At 33.0% G+C, this 3,838-nt stretch carries 4 protein-coding genes; all 4 read left to right on the top strand.

The genetic code is table 11. From position 1 onward, the window contains the following. Positions 1-228 precede the first annotated feature (228 nt). Positions 229-1,854 (top strand): lanthionine synthetase LanC family protein, encoded by a 1,626-nt coding sequence (locus tag AAIB49_RS19595; RefSeq protein WP_339216643.1) that lies wholly within the window; start codon positions 229-231, stop codon positions 1,852-1,854. Positions 1,855-1,981: 127 nt separating this feature from the next. Beyond that, complete coding sequence (locus tag AAIB49_RS19590) at positions 1,982-2,368, top strand: DUF3021 family protein (RefSeq protein WP_343459033.1); 387 nt, start codon at positions 1,982-1,984, stop codon at positions 2,366-2,368. 268 nt (positions 2,369-2,636) lie between these two features. After that, positions 2,637-2,840 (top strand): hypothetical protein, encoded by a 204-nt coding sequence (locus AAIB49_RS19585; protein WP_343459032.1) that lies wholly within the window; start codon positions 2,637-2,639, stop codon positions 2,838-2,840. Positions 2,841-2,842: 2 nt separating this feature from the next. Next, positions 2,843-3,421, top strand: coding sequence for a tetratricopeptide repeat protein (locus AAIB49_RS19580; protein WP_343459034.1), 579 nt, complete (start codon positions 2,843-2,845; stop codon positions 3,419-3,421). The last annotated feature ends 417 nt before the right edge of the window (positions 3,422-3,838 follow it).

The following is a 3,838-nucleotide window of genomic DNA, read 5'->3' as shown; positions in this document are numbered from 1 at the left end:
GCAGATCGTATGAATGCACAATTAATTCAGCAGCAACAAGCCGCGTGATTATTGTTTTTTAAAAGTATATTTTAGAAATTCTGTAGGTCTGTGAATTTTTAAAAAGAGCAATTATGAAATTGATTCACTTATTATAATAATAAAAATACAGAATATGTGGAAAAGTGTATAATAATTATTAATCAACTAATTCGTATCATTGGTGAAATACATAATAAAGGTGTTGCAATGGGTGATCTTAGTCTTAATAATATCATGCTTTCGGATGATGAGTGGAAAGTGACATTAATAGACTTTGAAGCAGCTGAATCACCTGGAAATAGCTATAATCCAAGTATTGCTACACCTGGTTATATTTCTAATGAGGCTAAAAACTACATGCAAGGTGATTGGTTTGCTCTTTATCGAATAGCTCGGACTCTCTTTTTGCCAATTATTCCTGTTTATGATTTAGCCCCACAAATTACTCATGTTCATGACCGCCATATTGAACAAAAATTTGGCAAAAAAGCTATTAACTTCTTGAGAGAGATCGAGAATACAATTTCTAAGTATACGAATCTAAGACCGCAGTCACCATTTTTAAATCAAAAATTAAGTCCACCAACTAAAGAACTGAGTATGGATAATCTCAATCACATCATAGGTGGACTGCAAAAAGGTTTAATAAATAATTTAGAAGTTGATTCATTTTCATTAATAAAAGGGGATATAGCACAATTTAATGAATCTATAAATAAGTATAATGTTGCCTATGGAGCATTCGGGACAATACTTTCACTAATTCGCTCAGGCGGTAAAAATTTTAGTGTTGGTATAAAAGCAAGTTTAGAAGAATGGTTTAAGCTAATTATTCCTTATCTAGAAAAGGAATCAGAAAACCTAAAGAATAATATTGGTCTTTACGATGGATTTTCCGGCATTATAACAGTCCTTTATGAGTTAGGCTATGAAAATAGCGCACTATCGATCTTAAGAAATTTACAAAAGAACTTTACGAAGGAAGAAGTAAATACGAAGGAGGATATTTCTATCTATTCCGGGTTATCAGGAATTGGATTACTCTATCTCTCTTTTTATGAAATTTTAGGAGATGATAATTTATTGCAAAGTCTAAAGCTAATCTACGATAGAGTAATTACAATTTATCAAGAGAACTACGATAATCTAGAAGAAATTTCCAATTATGGTTTAATAAATGGTTGGTCTGGAGCAGCATTATTTTTATTTAAGTCTAATTCATTGTTTAATAATTTTGAGGGGAAAGAAATTGCTTACAATCTTATAGATCGATCGATAGAGCATGCTAGTGAATATGATCAAGATGAAGATTTACACGTTGTTGATGACAGTCGCGGTATTGACAGACTAATCCCATATATAGAAGATGGTTCGAGTGGGATAGCATTAACTATGTTAGAATTTCATAATCATGATAAAGATTATTTGAATCCTATTAGAGAAAAAGTCTTGGAGAGATTTATTAGTAGTAATTATTATTATTGTTCAGCAAATGGCGGCCTGATGAGTGGCTATGCAGGATTTATCCCTTTAGCAAACGCGGTTAAACATACACATAATAAGTCTGATATGATTAGCATTCTCTTAAAAGGCTTAAACAATTATCTCGTTAGGGACCATAATGATGAAATTCTTTTCCCAGGAAACTATGGATTTAAATGTTCTATGGATGTATCGACAGGAGCAGCAGGTGTCCTAATGGTTCTTAGCGATTTAAAAAAGAAGCAATGGGGATCATGGTTACCAATACCACAAAAAAGTAGCATTAAACTATTTGAAGCTAATGTAGCGAACGACTTATCTGGAGCGAAAAGAGCTTTGAATTATGTATAGGCTGTGTTCAGTTCATTTTGAAAGTATAGATACATGGGATAAATATTTAGGATAGGAATTATCTTACCGAAAAATTGAATTGGCACATAATGGTTTTAAACATGATATGAAGAAGGGGATATTATTGATGCAACTACTTAAAAGCGGATTAATTAGAGGAGTAATTCTATTTGCTATTTTGCTTGTATATTCCTTGATATATGAAGGAATGGAAGAAACTTTTAATCTATATATTTATAACGCTATTATCGCATTTTTATTAGGCTTAACTAGCGTTATATACCAAATAGAACAATGGCAGTATTGGAAACAGATTTTGGCTCATTATTTATCGATGCTCATTACGGTTTTTCCAATTTTACTAATGAGTGGTCATTATCCGGTCAATTCCTTTAGTGATGCATGGTATGTGTATATGCAGTTTAATAAGGCAGGGATTGCGTTATTTATCGTGACATTCGTTATGTTTAACCTGTTCAGATGGTTTGGTAATCGGAATTCGGAAGATGCTTAGGTTTAAGTAGAAAAGTAGAGGGATGGTTCAGATAGAACCGTCCCTCTTATAAAGGTGCCTGACACCTCCCGAAGTTTGTTGGTTTTTGTCGAAGGTGTTTTCTTACACAAATTGTTTAGAAATTTGGCTCTCATAGGGGGTTTTGGTACTTCAATTACACACGTGACTAGCGATTTGGGATGGTACACCATCTTATTTAAGTAGAATAGAAAATAATCGGGTAATTGCGGATAAGCATATTTATACATTATTATTTCAACGTCTTGGTATGGATGTTCCCAAAAACGATAATCCTATTGATGTCGATGAGGAACTAGAATTAGTCTATAAGAAGTTAGTAAGGAGCGAAGAGGTAACGGAAGCGGATATGATGAAGCTAGAGTCATTGGCCAATCGAGCTGGAGGAGACGCCGTCATGAAATATGAGCTTGTCTATTGTAAGTATTTAATCCGCAATAGAGAGTTTAATTAGGGATTTGCTATAACAATATTCATAAATGGGACGAATCGATTCGTACCTACCATCATGCTAAAAAGATACTTACCTATTTACCAGAAGAAGAGCATGAACATTATCTAGGGATGATTTATAATAATCTCGGGAATTGCTATGAAACTCAAGAAGATTATCATCAGGCAATAAAGTATTACCTTAAATCCTTAAAATATAAAAGAAAAGTTAGCAAGGAAAATAATAAGATGATTACGTATATTAACTTAGTTCGTTGTTATTATAAACTCGATCAATGGACAGAAGCGATCAATTGGCTAGAGTATGCTTTTAAACATTGTAGTAAACAGACGGATAAACTATATGTCTATCAAATTCGTATCTTTCAAAGTGTGTTATTCCACGTTCCTACGATGGAAGAAATCATTGCTTTACAAAACGAAACGGTTGAGTATTTTAAGGAACAAAAACGGTGGAGCTTAGTTATTTATTATGGCGAGCTTTTTGCTCAGATGTATGAACAGGCTAATCATCATAAAAAAGCCAATCAGATGTATAAGCAAATTATGAGATCGCAAGAGTGTATAAGATTAGGGAGTTAAGAGTGGGGGTAACCCTAGTAAAAACAACGCTTGGAAAAATCTAAGCGTTGTTTAGTTCTTATGTAAGCACCTTTTAGTGGATATATACATACATTCATTCATTTGTGTTTAATATTTTTATATAAACTATATAGACTCTGAATAGCAAACAAGACAAATATAAAAACTGCATTTAAACCATAAGAAAAAGGCGATACCATTTGGATCACCCGCACCCTTACTTTAATTACGTTTCTTCACAAACAATTTTTTCTTTTTACTTTAAAACCAACATAGACACTTATTACTTTGTAAACCCGTAATCAAACAACGCATACAAAAATGAAGCACCTCTTGCTAAGATAGAAATATCAATTGAAGGAGGTGCTTTTCTATGCCACATGAAGAACTAATCATCGTGCCCGTAACACTCCATCC

It is taken from the genome of Ornithinibacillus proteolyticus (assembly GCF_039581225.1).
In the GTDB taxonomy this organism is placed as follows: Bacteria; Bacillota; Bacilli; order Bacillales; family Amphibacillaceae; genus Ornithinibacillus; species Ornithinibacillus massiliensis.
Note: the sequence above shows the minus strand (reverse complement) of the source record. Positions and strands in the feature narration are given on the sequence as shown.